The sequence below is a fragment of the Pseudoalteromonas sp. ABE4_541 genome, assembly GCF_056312285.1.
Genome location: NZ_JBSVEM010000002.1, coordinates 260,288 through 284,368 on the forward strand (window position 1 = coordinate 260,288; position 24,081 = coordinate 284,368).

At 42.4% G+C, this 24,081-nt stretch carries 22 protein-coding genes and 1 tRNA gene; 7 read left to right on the forward strand and 16 right to left on the reverse strand.

The genetic code is table 11. The annotated features are described in order from the left end of the window. Window positions 1–37 precede the first annotated feature (37 nt). Together guaA and guaB are read right to left on the reverse strand one after the other, a co-directional pair. Window positions 38–1,612 carry a glutamine-hydrolyzing GMP synthase gene (gene guaA / locus ACW689_RS03800; protein ID WP_476288566.1) on the reverse strand — a complete coding sequence of 525 codons (1,575 nt, stop codon included), beginning with the start codon at window positions 1,610–1,612 and terminating at the stop codon, window positions 38–40. A gap of 101 nt (window positions 1,613–1,713) precedes the next feature. Beyond that, window positions 1,714–3,183 (reverse strand): IMP dehydrogenase, encoded by a 1,470-nt coding sequence (guaB, locus tag ACW689_RS03805; protein WP_476288567.1) that lies wholly within the window; start codon window positions 3,181–3,183, stop codon window positions 1,714–1,716. A gap of 132 nt (window positions 3,184–3,315) precedes the next feature. Here guaB and xseA point away from each other — a divergent pair, with 132 nt between their 5' ends. Continuing rightward, the gene (gene xseA, locus ACW689_RS03810) at window positions 3,316–4,671 is read left to right on the forward strand and encodes an exodeoxyribonuclease VII large subunit (RefSeq protein ID WP_476288568.1); all 1,356 of its coding nucleotides are present in this window, start codon (window positions 3,316–3,318) and stop codon (window positions 4,669–4,671) included. Here xseA and ACW689_RS03815 read toward each other — a convergent pair. The 3 genes from ACW689_RS03815 to ACW689_RS03825 all read right to left on the reverse strand — a co-directional run bounded on the left by ACW689_RS03815 (window position 4,668) and on the right by ACW689_RS03825 (window position 9,221). Next, the gene (locus tag ACW689_RS03815) at window positions 4,668–5,327 is read right to left on the reverse strand and encodes a hypothetical protein (protein WP_476288569.1); all 660 of its coding nucleotides are present in this window, start codon (window positions 5,325–5,327) and stop codon (window positions 4,668–4,670) included. The two genes, xseA and ACW689_RS03815, sit on opposite strands and share 4 nt — an antisense overlap. A 7-nt stretch (window positions 5,328–5,334) precedes the next feature. Next, window positions 5,335–6,156: a serine O-acetyltransferase gene (gene cysE / locus ACW689_RS03820; RefSeq protein WP_476288608.1), complete on the reverse strand. Its 822-nt coding sequence runs from the start codon at window positions 6,154–6,156 to the stop codon at window positions 5,335–5,337. A 188-nt stretch (window positions 6,157–6,344) separates the two neighbouring features. Next, on the reverse strand, window positions 6,345–9,221 hold the full coding sequence (locus ACW689_RS03825; RefSeq protein ID WP_476288570.1) for a M16 family metallopeptidase: 2,877 nt from the start codon (window positions 9,219–9,221) through the stop codon (window positions 6,345–6,347). A 272-nt stretch (window positions 9,222–9,493) separates the two neighbouring features. On the opposite strand from ACW689_RS03825, the gene ACW689_RS03830 reads away from it, so the two are divergent. After that, window positions 9,494–10,450: a methylenetetrahydrofolate reductase gene (locus ACW689_RS03830; protein ID WP_476288571.1), complete on the forward strand. Its 957-nt coding sequence runs from the start codon at window positions 9,494–9,496 to the stop codon at window positions 10,448–10,450. Window positions 10,451–10,515: 65 nt separating this feature from the next. On the opposite strand, the gene ACW689_RS03835 is transcribed toward ACW689_RS03830, so the two are convergent. The 6 genes from ACW689_RS03835 to proB all read right to left on the reverse strand — a co-directional run bounded on the left by ACW689_RS03835 (window position 10,516) and on the right by proB (window position 16,838). Further along, the gene (locus ACW689_RS03835) at window positions 10,516–11,745 is read right to left on the reverse strand and encodes a DEAD/DEAH box helicase (protein WP_476288572.1); all 1,230 of its coding nucleotides are present in this window, start codon (window positions 11,743–11,745) and stop codon (window positions 10,516–10,518) included. Between the two features lie 76 nt (window positions 11,746–11,821). Continuing rightward, window positions 11,822–12,514, reverse strand: a complete 693-nt coding sequence (locus tag ACW689_RS03840) for a DUF3581 family protein (protein WP_476288573.1) — start codon at window positions 12,512–12,514, stop codon at window positions 11,822–11,824. A 143-nt stretch (window positions 12,515–12,657) separates the two neighbouring features. Then, on the reverse strand, window positions 12,658–14,142 hold the full coding sequence (gene gltX / locus ACW689_RS03845) for a glutamate--tRNA ligase (RefSeq protein ID WP_476288574.1): 1,485 nt from the start codon (window positions 14,140–14,142) through the stop codon (window positions 12,658–12,660). Between the two features lie 98 nt (window positions 14,143–14,240). After that, window positions 14,241–14,606: a glutathione S-transferase N-terminal domain-containing protein gene (locus ACW689_RS03850; RefSeq protein WP_476288575.1), complete on the reverse strand. Its 366-nt coding sequence runs from the start codon at window positions 14,604–14,606 to the stop codon at window positions 14,241–14,243. Window positions 14,607–14,651: 45 nt separating this feature from the next. Next, window positions 14,652–15,650, reverse strand: a complete 999-nt coding sequence (locus ACW689_RS03855; RefSeq protein WP_476288576.1) for a GGDEF domain-containing protein — start codon at window positions 15,648–15,650, stop codon at window positions 14,652–14,654. 84 nt (window positions 15,651–15,734) lie between these two features. Beyond that, the gene (gene proB / locus ACW689_RS03860) at window positions 15,735–16,838 is read right to left on the reverse strand and encodes a glutamate 5-kinase (protein WP_476288577.1); all 1,104 of its coding nucleotides are present in this window, start codon (window positions 16,836–16,838) and stop codon (window positions 15,735–15,737) included. 207 nt (window positions 16,839–17,045) lie between these two features. Between proB and ACW689_RS03865 the strand changes: the two genes are divergently transcribed. Next, a complete protein-coding gene (locus tag ACW689_RS03865; RefSeq protein WP_476288578.1) occupies window positions 17,046–17,255 on the forward strand; it encodes a hypothetical protein in 210 nt (69 codons plus the stop codon). Window positions 17,256–17,270: 15 nt separating this feature from the next. Here ACW689_RS03865 and ACW689_RS03870 read toward each other — a convergent pair whose 3' ends face one another. Beyond that, window positions 17,271–17,771 carry a DUF1543 domain-containing protein gene (locus ACW689_RS03870; protein WP_476288579.1) on the reverse strand — a complete coding sequence of 167 codons (501 nt, stop codon included), beginning with the start codon at window positions 17,769–17,771 and terminating at the stop codon, window positions 17,271–17,273. 109 nt (window positions 17,772–17,880) lie between these two features. Here ACW689_RS03870 and ACW689_RS03875 point away from each other — a divergent pair, with 109 nt between their 5' ends. Continuing rightward, the gene (locus ACW689_RS03875) at window positions 17,881–19,521 is read left to right on the forward strand and encodes an amidohydrolase (RefSeq protein WP_476288580.1); all 1,641 of its coding nucleotides are present in this window, start codon (window positions 17,881–17,883) and stop codon (window positions 19,519–19,521) included. Window positions 19,522–19,543: 22 nt separating this feature from the next. Here ACW689_RS03875 and ACW689_RS03880 read toward each other — a convergent pair whose 3' ends face one another. After that, window positions 19,544–19,810 (reverse strand): YgjV family protein, encoded by a 267-nt coding sequence (locus ACW689_RS03880; RefSeq protein ID WP_476288609.1) that lies wholly within the window; start codon window positions 19,808–19,810, stop codon window positions 19,544–19,546. A gap of 195 nt (window positions 19,811–20,005) precedes the next feature. Here ACW689_RS03880 and ACW689_RS03885 point away from each other — a divergent pair, with 195 nt between their 5' ends. Beyond that, complete coding sequence (locus ACW689_RS03885) at window positions 20,006–20,662, forward strand: Crp/Fnr family transcriptional regulator (protein ID WP_476288581.1); 657 nt, start codon at window positions 20,006–20,008, stop codon at window positions 20,660–20,662. Between the two features lie 39 nt (window positions 20,663–20,701). On the opposite strand, the gene ACW689_RS03890 is transcribed toward ACW689_RS03885, so the two are convergent. Beyond that, window positions 20,702–21,265: a phosphoribosyltransferase gene (locus ACW689_RS03890; RefSeq protein WP_476288582.1), complete on the reverse strand. Its 564-nt coding sequence runs from the start codon at window positions 21,263–21,265 to the stop codon at window positions 20,702–20,704. A gap of 503 nt (window positions 21,266–21,768) precedes the next feature. Here ACW689_RS03890 and ACW689_RS03895 point away from each other — a divergent pair. Beyond that, the gene (locus tag ACW689_RS03895) at window positions 21,769–22,128 is read left to right on the forward strand and encodes a hypothetical protein (protein ID WP_476288583.1); all 360 of its coding nucleotides are present in this window, start codon (window positions 21,769–21,771) and stop codon (window positions 22,126–22,128) included. Window positions 22,129–22,137: 9 nt separating this feature from the next. On the opposite strand, the gene ACW689_RS03900 is transcribed toward ACW689_RS03895, so the two are convergent. Together ACW689_RS03900 and ACW689_RS03905 are read right to left on the reverse strand one after the other, a co-directional pair. Next, window positions 22,138–22,830 (reverse strand): zeta toxin family protein, encoded by a 693-nt coding sequence (locus tag ACW689_RS03900; RefSeq protein ID WP_476288584.1) that lies wholly within the window; start codon window positions 22,828–22,830, stop codon window positions 22,138–22,140. 386 nt (window positions 22,831–23,216) lie between these two features. Continuing rightward, window positions 23,217–23,301 (reverse strand) — tRNA-Leu (locus tag ACW689_RS03905). Window positions 23,302–23,562: 261 nt separating this feature from the next. On the opposite strand from ACW689_RS03905, the gene ACW689_RS03910 reads away from it, so the two are divergent. Further along, window positions 23,563–24,060 carry an RDD family protein gene (locus tag ACW689_RS03910; protein WP_476288585.1) on the forward strand — a complete coding sequence of 166 codons (498 nt, stop codon included), beginning with the start codon at window positions 23,563–23,565 and terminating at the stop codon, window positions 24,058–24,060. The last annotated feature ends 21 nt before the right edge of the window (window positions 24,061–24,081 follow it).

The window sequence follows — 24,081 nt, forward strand, 5'->3', positions numbered from 1 at the left end:
TCGCCCTTGGTATAAATGTATTTTCAGCTACTTGCTGTTATTCCCATTCAATGGTCGCTGGTGGTTTACCTGAAATATCATACACCACGCGAGAAATACCATCGATTTCGTTAATGATACGATTCGATACCTGACCTAAGAATTCGTAAGGTAGGTGTGACCAACGTGCCGTCATGAAATCAATTGTTTCAACACAACGTAGTGAAACAACCCAGTCGTATTTACGCGCGTCACCCATAACACCTACAGAGCGTACAGGTAGGAACACGGTAAATGCTTGCGATACTTTGTGGTATAAATCCGCTTTGTGCAACTCTTCGATGAAGATAGCGTCAGCACGGCGTAGTAAATCACAATATTCTTTTTTGATCTCACCCAGTACACGAACACCTAAACCAGGACCTGGGAACGGGTGACGGTATAGCATGTCGTAAGGTAAGCCCAACTCTAAGCCAATTTTGCGAACTTCGTCTTTGAATAGCTCACGTAATGGTTCTACTAGGCCCATTTCCATGTCTTCTGGCAAACCACCCACGTTGTGGTGAGACTTGATCACGTGTGCTTTACCCGTCGCAGATGCCGCTGACTCAATGACGTCTGGGTAAATGGTACCTTGCGCTAACCACTTCGCATTTTTAAGCTTACCAGCCTCTTCATCGAATACTTCGATGAATGTATGGCCAATAGACTTACGCTTTGCTTCCGGCTCATCAATGCCTTCAAGTGCTTTCAAGAATCGTTCTTCAGCATCGACTTTGATGATATTTAGGCCAAATTTATCGCCAAACATCTCCATGACTTGTTCGCCTTCGTTTAATCGAAGTAAGCCGTTGTCAACAAATACACAAGTTAGCTTGTCACCAATCGCACGGTTAATAAGCATTGCAACCACAGATGAATCAACACCGCCCGATAGACCAAGGATAACTTCATCATCACCCACTTGCTCTTTAATACGAGCAACCGCATCTTCGATGATTTGCGCTGGTGTCCAAAGCTTTTCACAACCACAGATATCAATCACAAAGCGCTCTAATAAACGCTGACCTTGCTGCGTGTGTGTTACTTCAGGGTGGAATTGTACACCGTAAAAACGTTTTTCTTCCCAAGACATCGCAGCATGTGGACAAGTGTCTGTTTTTGCTGTTGTGACAAATGTATCTGGAATTTCAACCACTTTATCACCATGGCTCATCCATACATCTAAGAAGTCTGCACCATCTTCAATATGGTCTTGAATTTGGTCGAACAACTTACAGTTGCCAACTTTTTCAACGCGCGCATAGCCAAATTCTTTTTTATCAGAGCTATGTACCAATCCACCTAACTGCATTGCCATGGTTTGCATACCGTAACAAACGCCTAATACTGGTACTCCGGCATTAAACACGTATTCTGGCGCTCTTGGACTATTCTCTAAAGTCGTAGACTCTGGGCCACCTGAAAGAATAATACCCTGCGGGTTGAATTCACGGATCTGCTCTTCGGTAACGTCCCAAGCCCAAAGCTCACAATACACACCAATCTCACGGATACGACGTGCGATCAACTGCGTATATTGCGAACCAAAGTCTAAGATCAAAATGCGGGAATCGTGGATATCTTTGCTCATTGATAATCTCGTTAGTTAGTAAACGACTAATTCAGTAAAGCATAAAATGCCGCTTTACTTAAAATTAAGAAGGGCCAGCAAACGCTAGCCCCGTTTTGATGTTAGCCCAAGCGGTAATTAGGGGCTTCTTTGGTGATCTGCACGTCGTGAACGTGAGACTCACCCATACCCGCAGATGTGACACGAACAAACTGCGGTTTAGTATTTAGTTCTTGGATTGTGGCACAACCTGTTAAGCCCATTGCACTACGAATACCACCTACTTGCTGGTGAATAATGGTCGCAATTGGCCCTTTGTAAGCAACACGACCTTCAATACCTTCTGGTACCAGCTTGTCTGCTTGATTTGATTTTTGGAAGTAACGGTCTGATGAACCTTCTTTTTGGTTCATTGCACCCAAAGAACCCATACCACGGTAAGACTTGTAATAACGGCCTTGGTAAAGCTCCACTTCGCCTGGTGCTTCTTCAGTACCTGCCAACATTGAGCCAACCATTACGCATGATGCACCTGCTACCAACGCTTTTACGATATCACCAGAGAAACGGATACCACCGTCAGCAATAACAGGAATATCACGGCCTTTTAAGCCTTCAACTGCGTCAGAAATTGCCGTGATCTGTGGTACACCACAACCAGTTACAATACGCGTAGTACAGATAGAACCTGGGCCAATACCTACTTTAACCGCATCAACACCTGCATCAGCTAACGCTATTGCACCTTCAGCAGTGGCAACATTACCCGCTACGATTTGCAAATCTGGGTATGCTTCACGAGTTTCTTTAACACGCTCAATAACCCCTTGAGAGTGGCCGTGTGACGTATCAATCAACAATACATCTACACCTGACTCAACCAAAGCCGCAATACGCTCATCAGTACCAGCACCAACGCCAACCGCTGCGCCAACACGTAAACGACCTTGCTCGTCTTTACATGCATTCGGTTTTTCTTGTGCTTTTTGGTAGTCTTTTACCGTGATCATGCCTTTAAGTTTAAATGCATCATCAACTACAAGAATTTTTTCAATGCGGTGTTCGTGCATCAGGCCCAAAATCTCCTCACGAGATGCACCTTCTTTCACCGTCACTAAATTTTCTTTAGTCGTCATTACCGTTGAAACAGGCTGATCTAGCTTAGTTTCAAAACGCATATCACGGCTGGTTACAATCCCTTCAAGTTGGTTATCAGCACCAGTTACTGGGAAACCTGAAAAACCTTTTTCTTCAGCTAACGCATTTGCTTGTGCAATTGTTAAGTCAGCAGAAACGGTAACTGGAAAAGTAACAATGCCCGCTTCGTATGCTTTTACTTTGCGTACGTTACGTGCTTGCTCTTCAATCGTCATGTTTTTGTGGATAAACCCGATACCGCCTTCCTGCGCAAGCGCAATAGCAAGACGAGCTTCAGTCACTGTATCCATAGATGCAGATACCAAAGGTAGGTTTAACTTAATACCACGCGTCAATCGCGTTGATAGATTTGCTGTATGAGGTAAAACAGTAGAATGTGCCGGAACGAGTAGCACATCATCAAAGGTTAGGGCTTCTTTTGCAATTCTTAGCATGGTTGCGGTTTCTCTCAATTGGAACTGAGTATAAGGAATTGCGGCGAAATTTTATCAGCGTTCCTTATCCGAGTAAATAAAATTTATCAAAAAATATGATAAAGTAACCGTGAATTTTTTATGGAGCGACTTATGTCATTGACCAGCTTTGCATCTTCAGCGAACGCAACTTACACAGTTTCACGACTAAACAGAGAAATTCGCACTATTTTGGAACAGGGTTTTGCATCAATTCGCTTAAGTGGAGAGATTTCTAACTTTGTTGCTCCCGCTTCAGGTCACTGGTATTTCTCTTTAAAAGATGACAAGGCCCAAGTTAAAGCCGCAATGTGGCGTGGTAACAACCGCTATTGTCAGTACCGTCCAACAAATGGTGCACAAGTAGAAGTACAAGCGAGAGTCTCAGTCTATGAGCCAAGAGGTGATTACCAACTGATTGTTGAACAAATGCAACCGGCTGGTGAAGGCTTATTGAAACAGCAGTTTGATGAACTCAAAATGCGTTTGGCCGCTGAAGGCTTGTTTAGTAGTGCCCATAAAAAGCCATTACCAGCAAACATTAATAAAGTGGGTGTGATCACCTCAGCAACGGGTGCCGCCATCAAGGATATCTTAACCGTTTTAAAACGTCGTGCACCGCAACTTGAAGTCATCATCTATCCCGCTCAAGTACAAGGTAAAGAAGCGCACCTACAACTTATTGAAAAACTGCAACTTGCTAACCTAAGAAATGAAGTCGATGTCATTATTCTTAGCCGTGGTGGTGGTTCTTTAGAGGACTTATGGTGTTTCAATGAAGAACAGCTCGCCCGCGCTATTTTTGCAAGTACTCTACCTGTGATAAGCGCCGTTGGTCATGAGATTGACACCACCATGAGCGACTACGTCGCGGACATTCGCGCGGCGACCCCCTCCGCCGCAGCTGAGTTAGTGAGCCCAGATCAGCAAGCGCTCGCGCAACAACTAGCACAATATAAACGCGCTTTAGCGAACCAAGCATTGCAAGCCATAAAACATGCAAAAAACTACTGCGCGTCTTTAGAGCAAAGACTCAAACTACAGCATCCAGAAAATCAACTGTTACAGCAGCAACAACGCATTGATGAACTTATCAATAGGCTCTCACGTGCTTATCTACAATTAAATGCAAAGCGCAGCAATGCCCTGACGTTGATGCAACAACGTCTAGGCCACCAGCATCCGAAAAAAAGGCTAGCAGATAGCGAACAACAAATTAAACAATTACAGAATGCGTTACTACAAGCAATGCAGAAACAACAGCAAAAAAGACAAAATGCGCTCGCTTTATGTTCCGCGCGGCTAGACAGTATCAGCCCACTCAACGTACTTTCGAGAGGCTACAGTATCACCAAACAAAAAGACCAAGTGATAAAATCAATCAACCAAGTTACGTCAAAAGATACACTTGTCACGCAGTTGCATGATGGTGAAATATACTCGCAGGTCATTGAAGTAAAGCCAAACTAGTCTTTGGTTTGCCGTGTGCTGAGTAACATCACCATGTATTCTCCATTACTACTGGACGTGGCGACCGAAAAATTTTTATACCACTCTTGCTTAAAGAGCTTACTGCGTACAATTTCCCAAGTAGTGGCATCAAAGTTGTCGGCGCTTTCAAGCGGCACCATTTCAATCTTACAAACGGTCTGTTTACACCCATAATGACTGAGCTCAACAAGATGACTGAAATTGTTTTGATATAAAAAATCAGCAATGTGTAATTCAATTTCATCAGCCCAAGGCGCCCTGATTTCTTCTTGCTCATATTGATGCGTTAATAACGAATTTAAATCGGTGTCAGGCAAGTTTAAATCAGGTTCAAGAGGTTTATATTGTGCTTCAAGTTGCTGTTTAAGTTCGTAGTTTTCTTGCTCTAGGCGGGCGAGGTTTTGCTTTACGGCTAAAAGTTTGTCGTCACCCTCCACACTTTTATTCGAAGCCGACGGAGCACGGCTATCATCTTCCACATAGGTGCTGTGTGGTGGTAATGAGGACTTATTGCTTGATTGAGATTGGACAATAAACCGAGTTTCATTAAATGAAGCACTCAGCCAAAAACGCTCCACAACGATACCAGATGCAAAGGCCAACAAAACAACTATCAATAGTGCTAACCCTCGCATAACACCTCTAGATCATAGCGCTGGTGTGCGACTCATTTTCAGGGTCAGCACTGTCTTCCAAAAAGTTTTGATTCATGCTCTCTGCTGGACAAGGACTGCAAGGCTTGCCAACTGCTTTAGCCGGAATACCAACAACCGTTGTATGAGGTGCTACAGCACTTAGTACCACTGAACCTGCACCAATTCTCGCCCCTTCTCCTACTTCAATGTTACCTAGCACTTTCGCACCAGCACCAATCAGTACACCAGCACGAATTTTCGGGTGGCGGTCACCTTGCTCATTGCCCGTACCACCTAACGTCACTGATTGTAAAATCGAAACGTTGTCTTCAATCACTGCTGTTTCACCAATTACAATGCCAGTGGCATGGTCAAACATGATGCCGTGACCCACTTTACATGCAGGGTGAATATCCACGCCAAATACTTCCGAAGTCCGGCTTTGGATGAAACGTGCAAGCTCTTTGCGATTTTGACGCCATAAACAATGCGCTAAGCGGTGTGCTTGAATGGCATGGAAACCTTTCAAGTTAAGAATAACGGTCAGATAACTATCTGCTGCAGGATCTCGGTCTTTTACCGCTTTAATGTCATGTGCAACATGGGTCAGCATATGATCACAATCAACAAAAGCTTGATCGAACAATTCACGAATCGTAAATGCTGATACAACAGCGTCTGCAAGCTTATTTGCAACGATAAAACTCAACGCAGAACCTAAGCACTCATGATTAAGCACACTTGAATAAACGTGGCTGGCTAACAAAGGCTCGCGGCTCACTAACTCTTTGGCTTCTGTACGAAGTTGTTGCCATATCTCATGACGCATAGTTGATCCTTGATTCATATAAACACCTTGGATTCTAACCAGAAAACTTCTTCAGTGTTACCTGAAAAAAAAACAATATTGTAATTAGTTATAACAAAGCGCTATTTACAGCGCAATTAAGAGACATAATTGGGGCTACTAAGAAAAAGCCGCGCAGTGCGCGGCTTTATTTACAAGGTAAATTTTAACTATTCAAATACCGATTTTACATCAAGTACTTCAATGTTTTTCTTCGGAATATTGAGTTTATAAGTTGCGATTTGTTTATCTTCATTGAGTAGCTGCTCTGGTTTTTCAGAGTTGTACTTCAATGGCGATGCTTTCTCATCGGCTAGACGTTGTTTCATGTCTTTACCATCGCCCGTTACAAATACATATTGAATATTATCTGTTTGTAGGTTTTCACGGATCACACGATTTACGTCCTCAACACTTAAACTTGCCAACTGTGTACGTACGTAGTCTGCAAAATTATCAATGTTGTAGAACTGACTGTCCATTGCATAACCAAGCTGTCGGTCTTGGCTTGCAACTAACTGAGCAACATAGTTAGTTAAGAAGTTGCGAGTAGCTGTAAAATCTTGCTCACTCATCCCTTGTGAAATTAACTTATCGAGTTCATATAACGCAACACGTGTAGCGAAATGCGCATCGTTATTTGAACGTAATGGGCGTAACCACACTTGGAAAATTTGCTCAGAACGACCCAAATTAGCATCTGGCTGGGTTTGGAACATACCGCGTGGGAAGTATTCAATATACGCATAATCACCATAGTTCATACCACGCTTTTCACGGATGCGTTGGTAAAGATAACTATTAGAATTTCTGTGCTCACCAAAGTAAGAACGAACAAGCCACAGGGCAGTCCAGTCTTTGCTACTGCGAATCGTATCAATTGGGAAGCCGAAAGAAACGGCGGTAGATTTTGCGCTTTTCTCTACGATAGTCGCATGATGGCCTTTAAGTACTGGCGCATCAGGAATAGTCAGACGAGATTCTTCACCTTTTGGTAAAGCGCTTAAATCTGCAAATAGCTGAGCTTTAACCGCTTTTGGCATGGCCCCAGTGATACCCACATTAAGTTTCGCTTGTGTGAACTGCTGCTTATAAAACGCTTTAACGTCATCCAACGTTAATGATTCAAGATCTGACAAGTCACCTAGGTTGTAGCTTTCATATGGGTGCCCTTGATACAGCTTGTGATAAAGCATTTCTTTACCTAACTCTTCATCATTTGAAGACTTTAAGCTCGATTTAATCGCATCCAGCATTTCTTTTTTCAAACGCTTGAAGTCATCTTCTCTAAATCCAGGCTCCAACAGTTGTTCACTGATCAAACTATACCATTGCTGCGCATTATCTTTATGCACACGGCCACGTAAAGACAGCATCTCTTTGTCAATTTGATAATTAAAAGTCCCTGAGATCGGATAGAGTTCTTTTTGAATTTCTTTGTAAGTTTTGTTTTGTGAACCGCCATTTGCGATCATCGCAGCCGTCATCGCTGCAAGTCCTTTTTTACCTACAGGATCAGCTGCAGCCCCTGTATAGAAGAGTAAATTAACATCAATCAGCGGCGAGTTATTGGTTTTATCCAACACCTTAAAGTGACGCGCTACTGGTTTATTTGCCTTTTCAACCAGTTTCGTCAATGACACCTCTTTGTCAAAACCTGATATAGACTCAAGTGCCGACATGGTCACAGTAGTGCGACTTTCATCAACAAAATACTTATTAGCAATATCACGGATATCTTCAGCAGTCACGGCATCAGCAGTTGCATACAATTGATTGATCACCTCAGGATCACGTTCAAAGTGCATGTATTGGGCCAACGTAGAGGCAATTGCTTGTGAAGAATCTAGATCATTGATAAACGAGTACTTACGATTTGATTTCAATGCTGCTAGCTTATCGGCATCGACCAACTCCGTGCGCGCTTTAGCATAAGTTTCATTGATCGCATCACGTACAACCGCTAAATCTTGCTCATTTTCGACTTTTACAAACACATGTAACAAACCTGGGTCTTTTGTCTCAGGATTATAAGTAAACATTTGGCTTGCGATTTGTTGGTCGACAACGAGCTTTTGATATAGAGCTGAGTTCGGTGAAAAATAGAGGTCTGAGATCAAATCCAGTGCCGCGCGGTCTTTACGCGTAGGCTGCCACGCTGCCCCTTTATATGAAACAAGCAACCAATGACCAGGTAGACCTTCTGATTGCTTGTGCACATATTTAGGCGCTTGTTGTTTAGGCTCTCGAGGGATATCTGCAACATAGTTGCCCTTTTTCCAATTGCCCCAATGTTTCTTCACCATTTTCATGGTTTCTTTTGGTTCAACATCACCAACGATCACCAATGACACGTACTCTGGATGATAGAAGCGCTCAAAGAAGGTTTTACCATAACTCATTTGATCAGGCATCGCTTCTATGTCTTCGAAAAAGCCCATCGTGGTGTGCTTGTAGGTATGCTTTTCGAACGCGGCTTCTCTTACTGTTGACAGTAATTGACGAATTGGATTGGCATTATTTTTAAGGTACTCACCTTTTACGGTCAATGCTTCAGTACGGAATTGCGCTTCGGTATAAGTGAGGTTTTGAAAAATATCCGCTTCAATTTCTAATACTTTATCTAGATGTTGTTTAGAGAAACTCAAATAGTAGTTTGTGTAGTCATTGGTTGTATATGCTCGGTTATCTACACCTGAGTTTTTCAAAATGTCTGCATAAACATCTTGCGGGTATTTTTCAGAACCCTTAAACATCATATGTTCAAAAAAGTGAGCAAAGCCAGTTTTACCTTTTTCAACTTCATTTCTTGAGCCAACGGATACTGGGATCTGTACCGACACCACATCTGGATAGTCAGTTTTAACCACCATAACGCGCAAGCCGTTATCTAACTCTTCAAGCAGATAATCTTGAGAAAATACTTTGTTATTTGTTTGAGATGATTGTACGGACTGTGCCGATGCAGCATGTTGTGCGCTATTACTGACACATCCAGTTAGTGCAAGGGTTACTGCAAGACTCGTTGCGAGTAATTTAAATTTCATAGTGTTCCCTGAATATAATATTAGTTATGTATCGCGATACCCAATAAGAGCCGCTTTTTATCACTACCATTATGCAATAAATTGCGTCCTCACAACCATGAGGCGGGTAAAAAATAATGTAAAAAAATATAGCGCTACATGTCATTTTACTTTTCTCAACTTGAATAAATTTCATAGCTATTGAGTAACTTTCAATAAAAAGATCTATCTAGACGTCTAAATGGCTGCTATTATTATACCTATGAACTGATACCGAGCTGGGAATGAGGACCATGGCATTATCACTACAAGAGAAAATATTAGACCCTAAGCAAGGGGTCTATTTAATTGGTACCACACCACCAAAGGTTGGTACAGATAAAGCCAAGCTCGAGACTATAGCGAATAAACTACTCGGTCGTTTACACGAAATTGAGTATGACGGTGTGGTTATCTATGACATTCAAGATGAAAGCAGCCGCACTCAAGTACCTAGGCCTTTTCCTTTCAAGCATACAGTGGATCCATGCGAGTATAGTCAGTTGATTAAACAACTGTCAGATTTAGATGTGATCACCTATAAAAGCGTTGCGCAAAGAGAAGCGGCTGAATTCAATACCTGGCTTGACCAAACCAAACTTGAATATGGCCTTAAAAACCTAGTGCTCGTAGGAAGTCCATCTTCAGCGGGAGATATAAAACTGAGCTTAGCTGACGCCTATCAAACACTATCGGCGCGTCAGAACGAGTTTTTTCTAGGTGGCGTGACCATCGCGGAGCGCCATGCCAATAAACGTAACGAGCATGAAAGATTGCTTGATAAAACCGCGCAAGGCTGCGAATTTTTTATCTCTCAAGCTGTTTACAATGCACAAGCCACCGTTGACCTTATTACTAGCTACGCACGTTCATGCCGTCAGCAGGGTATTGCGCCAAAACGTATTATTTTAACCTTTACACCTTGCGGTGGTGAGAAAACACTCGAGTTTATGGAGTGGCTTGGGATCTCAGTACCAGAGGCAACCAAATGGCGCATACTCGATGCACAAAACTCGCTTAGCGAGTCGATTCGAGTGTGTCGTGAAAACCTTGACTTAATCCTGAAAAATTGTGCTCAGTTGGATGTACCGCTTGGCTTAAATATCGAAAGCTTGACCAATCGTAAAGAAGAAATTGATGCATCCATCAACCTTTATCGATTACTTAAAGCAACGATGGAACTGACCCTCGCAGAAAAACAAATCGCTTAGAGCTAAGAGCTAGATGAAACATAAAAAAGCACCAGCTGGTGCTTTTTTGCTTTTGGATGCGTTACCTAGCGTCGACGTGACGAGCGCTTATTCATAATACGCTTTTTATCCCGTTGTTTACGTGCTTTGTTGGTATTCTTTCGGTTATCTTTAGGCTCTTTCGTTAAGTCAGGTTCATAGCCTGGTAGCCATTGAGGTGTTAAGCGCTCATCTAGCAGTACCTCAATTTCTTCGAGCAACCACTGCTCATCAATACTCACCAGTGAAATAGCATGCCCTGTTTTGCCCGCACGCCCAGTGCGACCAATACGATGCACATAGTCTTCTGCAACATAAGGTAGCTCTGCGTTAATCACATAATCTAAATCAACAATATCAATCCCACGCGCAGCCACATCGGTCGCAACAAGTACACGGGTTTTGCCCTCTTTGAATTGACTCAGCGCCTTGTCTCTTGCCCCTTGAGATTTATCTCCATGAATAGCAAGCGTTGCTAAACCGTCTTTATTAAGCTCTTTGGCTAGGCTATCAGCCATATTCTTAGTACGAGTAAAGATCAAAACCTGCTGCCAATTGTTTTTACCAATCAAGTGCGACATTAACTCACGTTTTCTGTCTTCATCCACTGCATAAAAAGTTTGTTCGATTTTTTGTGCTGCACTGTTTTGTTTGTCGACTGAAATACGTTTTGGCTCTTTAAGCCATTGCTTAACCAAACTCTGTACTTGCTCATCGATGGTCGCTGAAAACAGCAATGTTTGCCGCTTGGCAGGTAAACGTCGCATGATCCGTTTGATTTCGCCGATAAAACCCATATCCAAGATGCGATCTGCTTCATCAAAAACAAGGTGTGAGACATTATCTAGCGATAAGGTACCTTTAATTAAATGGTCCAGTAAGCGTCCAGGCGTTGCCACCACGATGTCCACACCCGTTTTCAACGCTTTTTCTTGAGGACCAATATTCGCGCCTCCGTATAAACAGATTACTTGCAACGGGGTACATTGCGCATAGCTTTGTGCACTCTTTGCAACCTGCTGCGCCAACTCTCGGGTCGGCGTTATAACTAGAGCTCTCGCTACGCCCTGTTGCGCTTCAAAAGCGCTGAGCTCTTGTAAAATAGGTAACATAAACGCCGCTGTTTTACCCGTGCCAGTTTGCGCCGTAGCAACAACATCATGGCCTGCCAGCACCAACGGAATACTTTGCTGTTGGATTGGAGTAGGTGTATCAAAGTTAAGGGTTTCGAGGGCTTTATTGAGCGGTTCAATAAGCGAAAGAGCGGCAAAAGACATGATTAAACTGACTAATAAACAATAATGCTGCCAGTATAACAAAAGCGCGCATGGGATGCGCGCTATACCTGATGTGTTACAGCGTTGCTTTACGGTTGTTATAATACGCGATTAAGTCATCCACCATTTGCTGGCAATATTCGCGGATACCCGATACCAACATATGTTTTTCACCGCGACCAACCTTCTGCCCTTCGCTGTGTAAGTTAAAACGTAGAATGATTTTGCCACGTTTGCCTTCATAGCTGAACTCTGGCGTATCTGCTTCTAGCTCTAACGTTTTGATATCAAGCGTATCAAGATGAATGCTCATCGACTCATAAATCACCATTGGACGAGCAGGGTTGATCATCACCTCTTGCTCTCCCATCAATGGAATGATCACATGCGGGAAGGTCATGCCTGAGAATTCTACATAGTTTTTAGTTAAGCTATTCACCAAACTTGGGCATTGATTGTTTGCGCCATGTTGCTTTACTGACAACATCACTTTGCCTTCGGAGGTCACGTCAAATTCTTGGGCACTTTCAGGGAACTCAAGTTTTGAAGTTTCATCTACCATACCTGAAAAAGTAAAGTGCATATCTTCACTCACACCATAACGCGCAAGTACTAGCGAAAAGAGTAAGTCCCCGGGTACACAGAACTTTTTAGCATCAATGTCATGCAAAGGGTTAAAATCATCAGCCACGCGCTTTGCAAATTCACTGCCCTGCTCGCGAGAGATCACGACACACTCACCATCTTGTTGGAAAAATTGACTTAACATAAACCTTTTCTTTCACGACTATAAAACCGAGCTATGTTAGCAGAATATAACTAAAGAGAGGTCGTATCTGTTGATTTTTATGCAAAATAAAAAGCCGCATACGAAAGTATACGGCTTTTCTTTTTCTAAATCATAACGATGAATTAAGCTTCAGGGTACTCGCGGTAAGCTTTCTCTAGTTTTTTCGCTTGTTTTTTCGATACCCCAATGTGAGCTAATGCAACACGTAAACGAGCACGAGACAGATCTGAACCTAAAATCTCCATTGCATCGATTACTGATGTTGAAGATTGTTTGCCGGTAATAGCAACAAAGATAGGCTCAAGGAAATCTTTGATTTTTAACTCATGGAATGTTGCTACAGCTTTTGCAATGGCAAAAATCTCTGATTTATTCCAAGTGCGCAGCCCTTCTAATTGCCAAATAAAGAACTGTAATGCTTGACGGACCGTGTCTTCATCCGCTTTACCTGCAGTTAAAAGTGCAGGGTCATATTCAGGCAAACCACCTACAAAGTGACCCGCTAGATCGACTAGATCCGATAAGGTATTTATACGCGCTTTCGCTTCAGGCAAGATACGAGCAAGCGTTTGTGCGTTAAACTTCCAATCAACAAAACGTTGGATCAATTCTTCGTCTGTTAAATTTTCGCGGATCCACAAACCGTTCAACCAGCTTAGTTTGTCGACATCAAATACTGGGCCACCTAAAGACACGCGCTTCATGTCAAAGTGTTCAATCATCTCTGATAAGGTAAACTTTTCACGCTCATCTGGCATTGACCAACCCATACGGCCTAAGTAGTTCAATACAGCCTCAGGTAAAAAGCCCATTTCTTTATAGTAGTTAATTGAAGTTGGGTTTTTACGCTTAGATAGCTTTGACTTATCTGGGTTACGTAACAATGGTAAGTGACCCAACACTGGCGCTTCCCAGCCAAAATCTTCGTACAACTTTAACAATTTAGGCGCAGAGTTGATCCACTCCTCACCACGGAAGATATGGCTGATCTGCATGTGGTGATCATCCACAACATTCGCAAGGAAGTACGTTGGGAAACCATCCGCTTTAAGCAGAACCTGCATGTCTACGTTTTCCCATGGGATCTCAATTTCGCCACGTAAGTAATCATTAAACTTGAATGTGCCTTCTTCAGGGATCTTCATGCGAATAACATAAGGCTTACCGGCTTCAAGGTTTGCTTTTACTTCGTCTTCACTCAGTAATAAACCACGACCATCGTATTTTGGACGCAAGCCTTCAGCCATTTGCTGTTCACGCATTTCATCCAGCTCTTGCGCTGTTGCAAAACAGTAAAACGCTTTACCTTGTTCAACTAATTGATGCGCATATTTTTTATAAAGCTCACTGCGCTCAGATTGACGGTAAGGACCGAATTCACCACCTACATCAGGGCCATGATCCCAGTTAAGGCCTAACCAACGTAGGCTATCCATAATCGCTTGTTCTGATTCTGGTGTACTACGCACTTGATCTGTATCTTCGATACGTAACACGAACTCACCACCTTGCTGCTTAGCAAAACAGTAATTAAATAAAGCAATATATGCGGTACCTAAATGCGGATCACCCGTTGGTGATGGGGCAACACGAGTACGGATAGTCATGGTGTTTCTCTTTAAATTTCTGACAATAGATGATGGGCGGTTATGCTAGCACAACCACCTTGTAACTGGAACGCTCGAGTGCGTTTCATAACCTTTAATTAGGCGGCTTTATCAAGCTTTTGTAGGTAGCTAACAATATCACTTGATTCGTATAGCCAAGTGACTTTATTGCCCTGTTCGATACGTAAACAAGGCACTTTTACTTTACCGCCTTGCTGTGCAAGTTCTTGACGATATTGTGCATTGTCTTTCGCATCACGCACTTCAATGTTTAGGCCTTCACGCTTAATCGCTCTGCGTACTTTTACGCAAAAAGGACACGCTTTGAATTGATATAACTTAAGCTGTTCAGTTTGTTTATCTAACTTAACTTGCTCATCAGACGGACGTTTTTTACTACGAGGCGTAAAAATAAAATCTAATAACAAAATAATACGCCCTAAAAACCAACGTACGAACTTCATGCCTGCTCCCAATAGTTAACTCTTTGGGGGCGATATTATCACAAGCTAGAATAATTCAATATCATCTGAGTAAGGATTATTAGGATCATCTTGGATGCTCGAATACGCTGTCACCCTGTTTCGTCCAAGCTCTTTGGAGTGGTAAAGCGCTTTGTCTGCTTTATTCACAAACTGTGTGACTTCAGCCGCATCATTCAACTGCGCAAAACCAACACTAATAGTCACATTGTTCACCTGTGGAAACCGAGTTGAAGCGATCGTTTCTCGAACACGGTCAAGCATATTCCATGCGGCATCTTCATTGTCACAGGGAAACAAAATCGCAAACTCTTCTCCACCATATCTGAAAACATAATCCTCCGCACGAAAGCTACTTTTAAGCAACTGAGCAACAAGTAGAATAACTTCATCCCCAATAACATGGCCATAGGTATCATTTACTTTCTTGAATAAATCGATATCCGCCATACCGATATACCATGTTCTAACTTTATCTTCCTTGCGCTTAAACCAAGACTCATTGCCGGACACTATATCCATCACTTTCTCATCGAATGTTTGACGATTCAATAACTGGGTCATTGGGTCAACGCGCGCATAGTGCAGTGTGGCTAGTTGGTGAACATAGACATTCAACACATGCATTAAGACGCTCATAATATTAGTGGGAATGAGTTGCTCAATATGCAGCTCTAAAAAACCTAAAACAAGGCCTTGGTATCGAATAGGGATGACTTGCCGATTAGACAAAAAGAGCATTTCTACGTCATGATTAAGCTTGGCTAAACGCTCAACTAAAGCAACAACCTCATGCTCGGGTATTTCAGCTAAATTGTCATCATCATAAAACTGATTGTAATTACTTAACATTAAACAAGGGCGCTGTTTTATAGATAGGCTTTTACTGAAGTACAGACTAAAAATGCCTTCCTCACGGAGCACATCACTTAATATTGTATGTAAGCAACGGTCTAAAAGGTTATCATTATTTTGCGAAATGAGCTGGAGCGTCCACTCATAGCCACATGATGAGCGCTTTTTCATTCTCATCCTTTTTGTGTCAACGAACTTGTCTAAAGTTTAGACTAACTTACTCATTTCGCATGAAAACTTAAGAAAAAATGGGGCTTAAAACAAAACCATGTCATCACGATGTATCACAACGCTAGAGGCTTGATAACCCAGTGCGTCTGCAATTTGCGAACTATGATGTCCTTTAATCGCTTCAAGCTCTTGATCTGAAAAGCAACATAGTCCTTTTGCAACCAATTGCCCTTGCAGGTTAATCACACTCACCAAATCTCCACGGGAGAAGCTGCCGGCCACATAAGTGATCCCTTTTGCTAATAAGCTGGCCCCTTGTGCTACCAATGCCTTACATGCACCATCATCGACCGTAATCGTGCCCGTCGATTTCGGCGCTGACAATAACCACTTTTTACGCCCTTCTAAAGGCGCATCAAAACGCATAAACGTGGTACTTTGTGCTTCTTTATTCATGACGTTCAGAATAATATCGGCTTCACTGCCCTTGGCTATCACCGTTTCAATGCCCGCTCGTTGTGCGATATCAGCAGCTTGCAGTTTAGTTGCCATTCCCCCCGTGCCTAAAGAAGTACCGCTATCCCCAGCCAAGGCACGTAAATCATCATCAATCTTATGCACTTGTGAAATAAGTTCAGCTTGCGGGTTAGTACGAGGATCGGCGGTAAACAAGCCCACTTGATCCGTGAGCAAAACCAATTTGTCGGCGTTTGCTAAAATTGCCACCATTGCCGATAAGTTATCATTGTCACCCACTTTTATTTCAGCAGTGGCAACTGCGTCATTTTCATTGATGATCGGCACAACTTGATGCTTGATTAGTTGTGTCAGGGTATCTCTGGCTGTGAGGTAGCGCTCTCGATGCTCTACGTCAGCTCGGGTGAGTAACATTTGTGCGACGGGAATATCATACAATGCAAATAAAGTCTGCCAAAGATGGATCAACTGTCCTTGCCCTATCGCAGCGAGCATTTGTTTTTCAGAGATTGAGTCGCCGCAGGGCTGTGCTAATTGTGAGCGACCCGCCGCAACGGCACCACTAGATACTAAAACAATTTGATGGCCTAGTTTAATAAGTGCTGCACATTGGCGCACCAACTCCACCATTCTAGGTTTATTTAAATGTGTCTCACCTGCGGTTAATACACTCGTGCCCAGTTTTATGACTATTGTCTGTTGTACCATCACTCATTCTCACAGATAAAAAAACCGTTATAACAAAGCGAGCAAATTGCACAAGTTAATTTTGTTCATTACCTTGGTCGGTGCTAGAATCGCGCCGCAATGAAAGAAGCGACAATACGATTGGCTTCGATGTGATCAGTATCAATATTCTAAATCTGGTAACAAGGCAAACTTACCTACCAGAGATTACCAATAGAAAGAGGAACAACAATGAAAGCACACTCCAAGCGTAAAGAGTTGATCATGCTCCCTTTGCTTCTTGTCACTATCTTGTTGTGTATTGGTGGTCACTTTATTTTGCAGCCTAACTACCAAGACAGTCACGTTGTAGAATATGCCTTGGCAGCCTTGCCCTTTCTCATGTTTGCAATTGTACTCATCGCCATCAAGTTAGCGATTAAAGCGGATAAACAAGAGTAAGTGAGTATTTAAACATTAAAGAATATGATAACCAAACCAGTCTGGCTTGATCTCTTGCGTGTTACCGCTTGGCGTCAGTTCAATAAAGTACTGTTCATCTAACAAATCAATCGCAAAACAATCATCCACATCGTGCAAATTATCTTTGTGTAAATGGCTCATTCCGCCAAGCAGCGCTTGTTTCGCTTTTTCTTTGGCTTCAAATTCATCTTTAGCGACAAACAAAGCAAAATCATGTTGCTCAGCCAAACGCTCAGGCACATATGCCCCCATATTCACAAAATAAAGTTTGTGTGGTGTTGCTGGTCTTTCTTGGACAAGTTTCACATCAAATCCATCCGCGTGTTTAATCGCGACATATGAGTCCATATGCACATTTGCTTTGTCACCCACCCATTGCGCCTTTAATTTTTGATAGCAGTCTTCTATTTTTTCCCCAATGACAAAACGAACGTCGTGCATTTCTATGTGACAGCCCGTGACTCGACCACCTAAATACACCATAAATAACTGCATAAAAGTTCCTTATTTAAAAACAAAAGAGCTTAATAATCATTAGTTTGAGATAGTTCTAAAACTAAGTTATTGTGAAATCTTTAGCATAATAACAAACAGGGACATCATCATGAAGGCGTTAGCTTATGCAATGCTACTTTTCAGTGCTTTCACACAAGCACAAACTACCGCCATATATAACGTCAAAGGGTATACCCCGACACAACAAGGCAGCATAGACTCATTTTCAACCTTAGTATTTAAAAATGGTAAAATTGTAAAAACCGGTGACGACTCAATTTTGGCGCAATTTCCCAAAGCGACCAAAATTGACGGGCAAGGAAAAACCATGTTACCTGGTCTTATCGATGCTCATGGTCATGTCATTGGCTTAGGTAATAATTTGTTGCGATTGGATGTGCGCGGTAGCCAATCAATTCAAGCCATCGGCGAAAAATTACAAACGTATGCTAAACAAACGCCAGATGGCTGGCTGATTGGACGGGGCTGGGATCAAACTTTGTGGCCAAATAAGCAATTTCCGACGGCTAAAGACTTAGATAAATATGTCAACGATCGCCCAGTTGTACTTACACGCGTTGATGGCCACGCCATTTGGGTCAATAGCAAAGCTATGGCATTGGCAGGTATCAGCAATGAGACGCAATCACCTGCAGGTGGAGAAATTATTAAGCTTGCGAATAAAGCCCCCAGTGGCGTGTTTATCGACAAAGCCGAACTGTTGATTAAAAATCACATCCCACCTCAATCCAATAGCGCTAGACAACGCGCATTAAATAAAGCTGGGGAACACTTGCTCAGCTTAGGCATAACTTCAGCACATGATGCTGGAATAGAATTCGATACATGGCAACTGTATCAAGCACGCGCCAAGCAACAAGCTCTACCTGTTAGAATATATGCCATGCTCAGTGCAACCGATGAGCAACTTCCTGAGATGCTCAAACGGGGTGTCGTTAAAGAAAAAGACGATATGCTACTTATTCGTAGTATTAAAATTTATGCTGATGGCGCTTTGGGAAGTCGTGGCGCCGCGCTACTAGATGACTACCACGATAGGCCCAACTATAAAGGCCTAATGCTTGAGACTCAAAACCAGTTAGAAAGCCTTCTTAAACAAGCTTTCAAAAGCGGCTATAGCGCGCACACCCATGCCATTGGTGACAGAGCCAACCGAATTGTACTTGATAGCTATGAGAACATGTTTAAGCAAGTAGGCGGAAAACTACTGCGCAACAGAATCGAGCACGCACAAATTGTACACCCAGACGATATCCCTCGCTTCAAACAGTTGGCCATCATCCCTTCCATGCAACCGGTGCATGCAACCTCAGATATGCATATGGCAGAAAAACGTTTAGACGAAAAACAATTGCGTGGAGCCTACGCTTGGCAAACCTTTTTAAGGCAAGGCAGTAAAATTGCCGCAGGCTCAGATTTCCCTGTGGAATTGGCAAATCCGTTTCACGGACTGTACGCAGCCGTAACCCGAATGTCTCGAACGCAACAACCTGAAAACGGCTGGCGTGCCCAAGAGCAATTAAGCAAAGCACAAGCGCTAAAAGCTTTTACGCTTGATGCTGCTTATGCCGCATTCCAAGAACACAAAGTGGGTAGTTTAGAACAAGGTAAGTGGGCCGACTTTATCTTAATTGATAGAGACTATTTTGCAGTGCCAAGCTCGGAAATAGACGATATTGAGGTCTTGCAAACTTGGCTAGCAGGCAACCTAGTTTACCAACAGCCATAATCTGCTACGCTTGGAGAGCGAGTTACTTGGCACGGTGTAACTTATACAAGTGATAAATATTTACGACAGCTAACAGGCCATTGGTAAGTGCCACTGGCCATGCTTGTATCATTACACCGTACACGGTAAAGCAAATACAACCGGTTAAATTAAACCAACGTAATTTAACCACATTACTCATCATTAAAGAGATAACTAAAAAAACTGAGGCAATATAACCTAAATATTCCCAAGTCATTTGTTCTCTCCTGTGAGTTGAGTTAGCATAGTGGGTCGTGAAAAACGACAGGTATAAGATATAGCCTAGAAGAAAAAAACTAACTCACAAACCCCTTTAAATTAGTACCCTAGTAAGCTCTAACACGGGATGGGGGCTAAACGAGGAAAACCTCAATAGCAGGTGTGAGTTAGCGTAAAATCATTGTCTTCATGCTATCTTTATTCAATATCAATAAATAGGACAAATGTCCGAAGAGCCATCTAGATGTTTCAATATCATTTTTCAACTAACCTTGTTGAGCAGTTATTAAGCTTCGCTGGTAACGCGTTTACCCACAGCAAAAAGGAAGTTTTAATTCACCAAGACGAACCGTTAACTAAGTTAATTTTGGTTCGCAGTGGCACTGTTTCATTTAGTTATGATGTGGGAAATGGACGTCGGCTATTATTGGGACAGCTTGATTGTAACAATACGCTCATTGGTGAAATAGAAGCTCTTAACAATCAGCCTTGTATTTACACGGTTACTTGCTTGAGCGAAGTACAATATAACCTGATCGAATTAAAACACTGGCGACAATTATTACTCGACCAGCCAGAGCTTAGTTTGTACACCGCACAAACTATCGCAGCTAAGTTTACGGAAAACCAAAAAATAAACTTAGATAAGCTGCTACTGCCTTTAAGCTACAACATTGCCAAAGATTGCTTGCTTCGAGCTGAAAACAGTAACCCAACCTTGCTACGGGCCTACCCGACAGTCAATGCAGAAGCGGAACGCTTTGCAACAACAGAGCGAGCATATAGACGCGTAGTAACCGAACTTGTTGATAAGGGACTGATTGTGAGAAGCAGTGAAGGCTTAAAACCTGTTGATTTGGATGCTTTGGCTGATTTTGTGGATAGCTTTGCACAGGTTTAAAAAGCTGACTCTACCAGTCAGCTTTTTGAGTTTGCGTACTTACTTAAGCAATAAATCCTGAATATTAGCGAGGTCAGATTTGCCTTCAATGATTTCATCGGGTGTCAAACCCGACAACTCATGCGGGAATACTAACCATTCATCTGATTCATGAATAAAGTAATCCGGCGTCATTGGCACCTTCTTATTTTTTGGCTTGTAGTACGGACACGCAACACGGATGTCTTTCGGTAAATTTAAGCGCATCAGCTCAGCGAGCTTTTCTTTTAACGCATAAATACTACGACCCGAGTCAAAAACATCATCGACGATCAGCAAAGAATCACCCGCATTGGCGTTTTCGATAATATAGTGCAAACCGTGCACTTTAATTTCTTTTGACTGCTTACCTATCCCATAGTAAGAAGAAGTTCGAACAGCAATGTGGTCCGTTTCAATCCCTTTGTAGTCATAATATTCTTGCACCGCGATACCGATCGGTGCGCCTCCTCGCCAAATACCAATAATAAAGTCTGGACGGAAACCATCGTTATATACTTGTGCGGCTAGGCGAAACGAATCTTCTAAAAGCTGCTGTGCGGTGATATAGCACTTATCTGACATACAAAAACCCCGTGAGAACCAAATAAAAACCGTGTGTTATCTGCTGTTAGCGATTCAACCGAAAGTAAAATTAACTAACGCAGCTTAAGTAATAACCGCATATTTTAGCGCACTTAAATAGAAAATGCTTGCGCTGATGTGTGAGCAAATAAAAAGATCTATTTCACTTTACTCCCGGACTCAGTAAAGTATAAATATTGCTCTGCGAATAACACAAAATGCTTGAGTGCAAACATATGACTGTGCTCGAAGTGACACTACTGCATTTTCTAATTAACCTTAACTGTGGATAAGAGTTTTGATAGCTCAGAATAGAGGCGTTGCAACTCCTTCAATATCCAATGATTGATATTTTGCTTAATATCAAGGTATTTTCGCGAATCAATAGCGTGCTATTACAAGTGAAAATAACGCAGAGAATGAGCTAAATAGCTGTATTGGGCAAATTCTCTTATGTGCAGTGCAGCTGATGTCATTATTTCACTGCTATTTAAGGAACTCATATGGCTGAATTAAAGGATAGAATCGTTCATGAAGAAGAATTGAACCATAGACGGCTTGGTTGGATGCTTGCTTTCCAAGGCTTCTTATTTGCTTCTTATTCTAAAGTGTTTGCAGGTAGCTTTGATTTAGACGCTAAGCTAGCTCTAGTCTTACCGGCGGTCGGCCTTGCAAGTGCTCTGCTGACTTTATGTGGCGTATCAGCCGCATATGTGAGTATTGATATTGAACGTAAAATGCAACCACCTCAGCAAGTAATCAATTTTGGAGCCAGTGGTTTGGCTAAGTATTTAGGTAGAATTAATGCGTTTGGTTTACCTATCATTTTATCGCTCGCTTGGCTCTATTTGTTGTGCAGCTAACTCTTACCTTTAATGTGGAGCGAATTCACTTTGCTTCACTTCCTTTACAAGAAAGTGCTGTTTGTAGTGGTTCATCATCGTCTGCAATGCGTGAAACCGCTCATCAATGTATGTAGTCGGTGTGTATCTGCCACCATCTCTGAATGAGTCGTTGTTTTGCTCAGCGCGCTGCTTTGCCAACGCCAAGGAACATTGAATATAGTTAATAACCAATTTATATCCATACTCCTTCTCGATAACCTCATAAAGCGCTAAATGTTGCGTTGGTGTTGAACTATGTTCAAAGATAATATGACACCCCAACTCTACTGCTCTTTGCAATAATTCGTAACCAATGACCCTCGCAACCAGTTCACACTTTTTAAAGGCCAGCGCTCGGTCTACCTTCATTAGCACTTGATAAAAAGATAATTCTTTCATCAACGCATCAAAAGAAATAAACAAGTAGCCTTCAAACTCACGCCTTTTGCTTTTAATAAACGAACTTTTTCCAGAAAAAGGAATGCCAGACACAACCTCGAATACAGGCGATATTTGTCTACGATGATTTGCTAGCTTTGCCGTAATGAGCGACTCAAACTCTACTTGGGCTTGTGCATAAGGCCAATCTAATTCGTCAATAGCAAGGTGCTTAAATACCTTCGCCATCTCGTTAAATTGATAGCCAGTGACGCTATAAACAACGTCGTTCATCTCAAGCATTTCATGCCTCTACCCTTTAATTTCTGCTGCCAATGTAGCACAAACAACCAGATTGAAACAGCGTGATGCTAGAACTAGCAAGCGATATTCCCCCTAAAACTCAGGCATAAAAAACCTAACTAAAAGGTTAGGGTTATAAAGAGTAGGTCCGGTGGGCGGACTCTTAACTTGTATTAGCGCTACCTGCGTGGTGCCCAGTCCTAGAGCCTTCCCTAAAATCCAGGCATAAAAAAAAACCAACCGAACGGTTAGGGTTATAAAAAGTGGGTCCGGTGGGCGGACTCTTAACTTGTATTAGCGCCACCAGCGTGGCGGCCGAGTCCTAGAGCCTTCCCTAAAATCCAGGCATAAAAAAACCCCAACCGAACGGTTAGGGTTATAAAAAGTGGTACCAGTGGGCGGACTTGAACCGCCACGCCCGAAGGCAACGGATTTTGAATCCGTCATGTCTACCAATTCCATCACACTGGCATAATTTTTCTTTCATCTTCTAAAACAAGAGAAAATAAAGAAAAACCACTTTGAGCTAGGGCTTTGTTTATACTGCCTTCGTCTCTATGCTTTGCATTATACAAACATCGCTTAACTGGGCAAGCAGTTTTTTTACTAACTTGTGTCAACTGACTGGTATTTGAGCAAAATGATGCAAAAACTCGCAAATATATTGATTTCGCCTTTATTAAACTGTTTGTGTAAAATAGAACGCAGTTAAGAATATTAGAAGAGCGTTTTATGTCCGAGTTTCCTCGCGCTGGTTTTTTCCGTCGTTTAGCATCTTTGATGTACGACGGTCTCGTCGTTATTGCATTTTCAATGTTAGCAACTGTCGTCTATTTACTCGTCATTAATGGGTTAATTTCCGCAGGCGTACTGAGTTTAGGCGAACACCCGGATGTCTCTGCGTACATCCAAGCATCTCCCACTTTATACACAATCAGAGCACTCCTTTTAATCACCGTAAGCATGCTATTTTTTGCCTACTTCTGGACTAAAAGTGGGCAAACTATTGGCATGAGAGCATGGCGTTTACGAGTTGAAACACAATCGGGGCAGCTCTTACCCTGGCCGACCGCTATGTTACGAAGTGCATTCGCGTTATGTGGATTAGGTAACTTGTTAGTACTCCTCGACTTTAAACAAAAAAGAGCACTACAAGATTGGGTGTGTAAAACGCAAGTTGTTGTATTAAGTAAAGAAGAAAATAGGCGCGTATATAACAGCTTAGATTAATGAACAGGCTCGGTACTATTC

Coding starts and splice junctions, on each gene's coding strand:
- guaA (WP_476288566.1), bottom strand. CDS start 1,612: ATGAGCAAAGATATCCACGATTCCCGCATTTTGATCTTAGACTTTGGT.
- guaB (WP_476288567.1), bottom strand. CDS start 3,183: ATGCTAAGAATTGCAAAAGAAGCCCTAACCTTTGATGATGTGCTACTC.
- xseA (WP_476288568.1), top strand. CDS start 3,316: ATGTCATTGACCAGCTTTGCATCTTCAGCGAACGCAACTTACACAGTT.
- ACW689_RS03815 (WP_476288569.1), bottom strand. CDS start 5,327: ATGCGAGGGTTAGCACTATTGATAGTTGTTTTGTTGGCCTTTGCATCT.
- cysE (WP_476288608.1), bottom strand. CDS start 6,156: ATGCGTCATGAGATATGGCAACAACTTCGTACAGAAGCCAAAGAGTTA.
- ACW689_RS03825 (WP_476288570.1), bottom strand. CDS start 9,221: ATGAAATTTAAATTACTCGCAACGAGTCTTGCAGTAACCCTTGCACTA.
- ACW689_RS03830 (WP_476288571.1), top strand. CDS start 9,494: ATGGCATTATCACTACAAGAGAAAATATTAGACCCTAAGCAAGGGGTC.
- ACW689_RS03835 (WP_476288572.1), bottom strand. CDS start 11,745: ATGTCTTTTGCCGCTCTTTCGCTTATTGAACCGCTCAATAAAGCCCTC.
- ACW689_RS03840 (WP_476288573.1), bottom strand. CDS start 12,514: ATGTTAAGTCAATTTTTCCAACAAGATGGTGAGTGTGTCGTGATCTCT.
- gltX (WP_476288574.1), bottom strand. CDS start 14,142: ATGACTATCCGTACTCGTGTTGCCCCATCACCAACGGGTGATCCGCAT.
- ACW689_RS03850 (WP_476288575.1), bottom strand. CDS start 14,606: ATGAAGTTCGTACGTTGGTTTTTAGGGCGTATTATTTTGTTATTAGAT.
- ACW689_RS03855 (WP_476288576.1), bottom strand. CDS start 15,650: ATGAAAAAGCGCTCATCATGTGGCTATGAGTGGACGCTCCAGCTCATT.
- ACW689_RS03865 (WP_476288578.1), top strand. CDS start 17,046: ATGAAAGCACACTCCAAGCGTAAAGAGTTGATCATGCTCCCTTTGCTT.
- ACW689_RS03870 (WP_476288579.1), bottom strand. CDS start 17,771: ATGCAGTTATTTATGGTGTATTTAGGTGGTCGAGTCACGGGCTGTCAC.
- ACW689_RS03875 (WP_476288580.1), top strand. CDS start 17,881: ATGAAGGCGTTAGCTTATGCAATGCTACTTTTCAGTGCTTTCACACAA.
- ACW689_RS03885 (WP_476288581.1), top strand. CDS start 20,006: ATGTTTCAATATCATTTTTCAACTAACCTTGTTGAGCAGTTATTAAGC.
- ACW689_RS03890 (WP_476288582.1), bottom strand. CDS start 21,265: ATGTCAGATAAGTGCTATATCACCGCACAGCAGCTTTTAGAAGATTCG.
- ACW689_RS03895 (WP_476288583.1), top strand. CDS start 21,769: ATGGCTGAATTAAAGGATAGAATCGTTCATGAAGAAGAATTGAACCAT.
- ACW689_RS03900 (WP_476288584.1), bottom strand. CDS start 22,830: ATGCTTGAGATGAACGACGTTGTTTATAGCGTCACTGGCTATCAATTT.
- ACW689_RS03910 (WP_476288585.1), top strand. CDS start 23,563: ATGTCCGAGTTTCCTCGCGCTGGTTTTTTCCGTCGTTTAGCATCTTTG.